Consider the following 4,319-nt stretch of genomic DNA (forward strand, 5'->3'; position numbering starts at 1 on the left):
GACCAAACACGTAATATTGTTTGGTATGAAGATCAGAGAAGTTTGCAGTCTAAAATTGATATGATGAAATTCTTTGGATTATCCAATGTTTCTATTTGGAGACTTGGAACGATTCCAGATATCTCAGATCGAACAAATGAAGCACCTCAGTATTTAAATCTTTGGCAACAATTTTTATTAAATAAATAGTGTGTAGAATTAATAGTCTTAAGTAAGTACGATTGCGATATGTGATCGTACTTTTTTAAAATGATCTTGAGGAGAGTCTTATGCATGCCTTAAAGAGCTATGAAGCAGCTAAAGAGACCTTTCAATGTATAATTGGCGTTGCAAGGGAACATTATTTGATATGTGAACATCACTCAGATGCCTATGATGATAAGGGTATTTTGACCACTGAAACCGTCTACATGAGTGATACAGAATCTCCTGAAAAGCTGTTGATTTTAACAGCTGGGCTCCATGGTGTGGAAGGCTTTGTTGGAGCAGAACTTGTAAATAGGACCATTACAAGACATTATAAGAATATGAACGCTTCAAAAACGGCCTTGCTGGTTGTCAATTTTATCAATCCTTGGGGCATGAAATATTTTAGACGCGTAAATTGTGAGAATATAGATTTGAATCGAAATTTCTTAAAAGAATCTAAGCCTAAAAAATATAAATCAAAAGCCTTGGAATATCTAATTTGTGCAAAGTGGCAGAGTGGCTTTTCACCATTGAATCTGATTAGATATTATTTTAGCTTAATTAAGTGTATAATAGTGGATGGCATTCAAAATACCAACTTAGCTATTTTCGGTGGTCAATATGATAATCGTGACCAGATATATTATGGTGGTGACAGCCTAACAGCTGAAAATAAGAAGGTTTTGAAATGGATAGACCATTACACGACAGATGCAATTAAACAAGTTATTCATTTTGATTTGCACACAGGATATGGTCCAAAGGATGAGCTCACCTTGATCAATTCGTCCTTTGACGCTTTAAATCCATTTCTATGGAAACGGAATTTAAAGCTTGATCATGTTGAAATACGAGATGTTAATGGTGATATGATTGATTATTTGTATTTGAAAGATCGTGATAAGCATAGAGATGTTTTTCATACCTGTGTAGAATTTGGTACATTGGGTCATTCCATTTATCACAGGTTCGAGAGTCTAAGAGTTACAATATTAGAAAATGAAATTTGGCAAAAAAAAATAAGCCATCAAAAGACCAGTGAAAAAATTCTCAAGAAGTACGTTAATATCTATTGTCCACTTAATGAGAAATGGTGGCAAAAAGTGGAAGCAGATTTTGATGGTTTAATCAAAAATGCCATTTCGTATTTTAATTTGTAAAAACCATTTTTGATTAAATTAAAGCATAAACATAATAAATCTAAAAGAGTGAGGTATATGAGTATGAAGTTTAGAAGAATTGATAACTACAGAGTATTATTTGAAAATGACGGGATAAATGAACTTTTAAAGACTTGTATTTTTAATGCAACAAACGGAAAAGTTCAAAACGTTGCACAGTCCGTCTATGCAAAAACACAGGGCAGATTTTATGTTTTAGAAGAGGATGATACATTAATAGGATTAATTGGTGGTTCTGTCATAGATAACGATCTTCTGATCATCAAGCATCTAGCTGTTGTAGATGCTTACAGAGGGAAAGGTTATGCTAAAAAAATGATTAAAGAAGTTCAACATTTGGGTGATTTTATGACACTACAAGTTGAATGTGATCATCATTATGTTGAATTTTTTAAAGCGTGTGACTTTAAGTGTAAACTCATAAAAGGTGATGATTTCACAGCTGACAACTATGAGTGTATCTTAAAGATTTAACCATAATTTATATGGCGAGGGTAGATGGGAATCGAACCCACCTAAGAGGCTCTTAACCCCTCAAACTGATTTTGAAGATCAGAGGACACACCAGCATCCATCTACCCCCGTAATTACTTTTTTGAACCTATAGTAAGCTTTTTTTCTTCCCCGCGAATAAGACGTAATAAATTGCTGCGATGGCGGTAAATTACGAAAGCACCAAGACACGCTGCAAAAATAATGACTTCTGTTGGCACGGCAAACAGCATACAAAAGACAGGCAAGAGAACGGCACTTGTTATTGAGGCAAGTGACATATATTTCGTTATAAAGATGATTATAAATTGAATAATGAGCAATAGGATAAAAATTTTCGGAATTAAGATGACGAGAACACCTGCTGAAGTCGCGATACCTTTGCCACCTTTAAACTTTAACCAAACCGGGTAACAATGCCCTAGAACTGCAAAAGAACCGCCTATAATGCCGCCAAGTGGCCCCATAAGCATATAACCAACTAAGGTTGGCAATAAACCCTTTAAAAAGTCTCCAATAAAGGCGAGGACGCCAACTTTTAAACCTAAAGTTCTAACGACATTTGTCGTACCTGTATTACCACTACCAACTTGTCTTATATCAACCTTACTTAAATACTTTGGAATTAAATAAGAAAAGGGAATACTACCTACGAAATAACTTATAAGAGCAATAATAAATTGCATTAATAGCCTCCAAATATATAATTTTAAATTACAACCATTCTCATTTTAACATAGAACCATTTCGGTTCAAATAAGAAATTTAAAGTGTTATAATAATAATATAAATCTTTATATAAAATTTATGACTGGAGGCGTGCATTTTGAGATATGAGTTTGAGTTCAATTCATTTGGTGATGCTGTAATTAAGGGCTATAAATGGATTAATGAAGAGACCCCTTCTAGGATTTTAGTAATTTCACATGGTATGGCTGAGACAATAGAAAGGTATGATGAATTTGCAAATTACATGCTAAGCAAGGGCATTTTCGTATTTGGGCATGCCCATAGAGGACATGGTAAAACAGCTGGAAGTGTTGAAAATCTAGGCTATCTTGGTGAAAATGGTTGGTTTAAAATGAAAGAGGATTTAAGACGTGTAATTGAACTTGTTAGAGATGATTATCCAGATGCGCCTTTAATTTTAATGGGCCACAGTATGGGCTCTTTCTTGGTACGAGATTTCATTTTAGATTATACTTATCTCGTGAGTGGCGTGATTTTATCTGGTACGGGATATCCGAGCAAACTAGAAATTGGTATTGCAAAATGGTTGGCAGAGAGGGAATACAGGAAGAACAAAGTAGATGAGAAATCAATCTTACTCAATAGAATTTCATTTGGTACATATAATAAAAAAATTGAAAATCCCTTAACCGCATTTGATTGGCTCTCAAGAGATCCGGTTGAGGTCAAGAAGTATATTGAAGATCCATATTGTGGTGAAATTCACCCGACAAGCTTCTATATTGAGTTCACATCCAATCTCCAGCGGATTCTATATTCTGATGTTTTTAAAAATCAGAAAAACGGACTTCCAATGCTTATTTTCTCGGGAAATGAGGATCCTGTTGGCAATTATGGCAAGGGTGTTAAAAAAACCAATGACTATTATAAACAAAATGGCTTTAATACCTCTTTGAAACTCTATCCTAAGGGCAGACATGAAATGTTAAATGAAATCAATAAAAAAGATGTCTATGAAGACATCTTAAAATGGATTTCCTTAAACTTTTAAGTTATGGATTTGATGAATTTATAAAATATAATATTATGATTGGTTAGGATTGATTACGACATTTGATTTTGGATGTCGTTTTCTATTTGCTCAAAGAAGGCATCAAGGTCCATATTGGATGTTGTTCCACCCTGTGCCATGTGTGCATTACCGCCACCTTTTAGGGAAATTGATGGACCATATGTTTTGAAAAAATAGTTCATTTCAATGCTACTGAGACTTGCTGAATCTTCTTTGGATTTCGACAAGACTATATGACATTTGTCTCCTTCAATTGATCTTGCAAGTACAATGAAATTAGGTGTTTGACAAATAAGTTGAACCTTACTTCTTAAGTCATTCATAGTAGTCTCTTCTTCTTCGAGCCTAATGACTTTTATCCCATCAACTTCATCGAACATATTGATTAAGTCTTGAACTTCAAGTGCCATTAACTCATGCTTGATATCACTTAAATCTTTTTTGTCTTGCTTTGCGTTTTCAATCATTTGTTTTACAAAGTCTACAATTTCAAAATCTTTTACGGATAATAGGGTTGAAAGTTCGTTGACGATGTCATTTCGAACATTAAAAGTATCTAGGGCATAATTGCCACAAACAAATTCAATCCGAATACCTTGTTTGTAATTTTCTATTTTTTTGACCTTGATCATACCAATTTCACCTGTTAGGCGTACATGAGTGCCACCACAAGGCGAAAAATCATAACCGACAAC

Annotated in this window: 6 protein-coding genes and 1 tRNA gene; 4 read left to right on the forward strand and 3 right to left on the reverse strand. The window is 34.1% G+C overall.

The window, feature by feature from the left end:
* From AC220I_RS18850 to AC220I_RS18860, 3 genes are all read left to right on the forward strand, one after another.
* Nucleotides 1–189: hypothetical protein (locus AC220I_RS18850; protein ID WP_486725410.1), on the forward strand; the 189-nt coding region annotated here is incomplete at its 5' end.
* 80 nt (nucleotides 190–269) lie between these two features.
* A complete protein-coding gene (locus tag AC220I_RS18855; protein WP_486725411.1) occupies nucleotides 270–1,349 on the forward strand; it encodes a M14 family metallopeptidase in 1,080 nt (359 codons plus the stop codon).
* 63 nt (nucleotides 1,350–1,412) lie between these two features.
* Nucleotides 1,413–1,844: a GNAT family N-acetyltransferase gene (locus AC220I_RS18860; RefSeq protein ID WP_486725412.1), complete on the forward strand. Its 432-nt coding sequence runs from the start codon at nucleotides 1,413–1,415 to the stop codon at nucleotides 1,842–1,844.
* 12 nt (nucleotides 1,845–1,856) lie between these two features.
* Here AC220I_RS18860 and AC220I_RS18865 read toward each other — a convergent pair.
* Nucleotides 1,857–1,953 (reverse strand) — tRNA-Sec (locus AC220I_RS18865).
* A gap of 4 nt (nucleotides 1,954–1,957) precedes the next feature.
* Nucleotides 1,958–2,548 (reverse strand): glycerol-3-phosphate 1-O-acyltransferase PlsY, encoded by a 591-nt coding sequence (plsY, locus tag AC220I_RS18870; protein WP_486725413.1) that lies wholly within the window; start codon nucleotides 2,546–2,548, stop codon nucleotides 1,958–1,960.
* A 140-nt stretch (nucleotides 2,549–2,688) separates the two neighbouring features.
* Between plsY and AC220I_RS18875 the strand changes: the two genes are divergently transcribed.
* Entirely contained in the window at nucleotides 2,689–3,603 is a 915-nt protein-coding gene (locus tag AC220I_RS18875; protein ID WP_486725414.1) for an alpha/beta fold hydrolase, read from the forward strand.
* A gap of 53 nt (nucleotides 3,604–3,656) precedes the next feature.
* Here AC220I_RS18875 and AC220I_RS18880 read toward each other — a convergent pair.
* The coding region (locus AC220I_RS18880; protein ID WP_486725415.1) for a hypothetical protein at nucleotides 3,657–4,319 on the reverse strand (663 nt) is incomplete at its 5' end.

This window comes from Fusibacter sp. (assembly GCF_057447755.1).

Coding starts and splice junctions, on each gene's coding strand:
- AC220I_RS18855 (WP_486725411.1), top strand. CDS start 270: ATGCATGCCTTAAAGAGCTATGAAGCAGCTAAAGAGACCTTTCAATGT.
- AC220I_RS18860 (WP_486725412.1), top strand. CDS start 1,413: ATGAAGTTTAGAAGAATTGATAACTACAGAGTATTATTTGAAAATGAC.
- plsY (WP_486725413.1), bottom strand. CDS start 2,548: ATGCAATTTATTATTGCTCTTATAAGTTATTTCGTAGGTAGTATTCCC.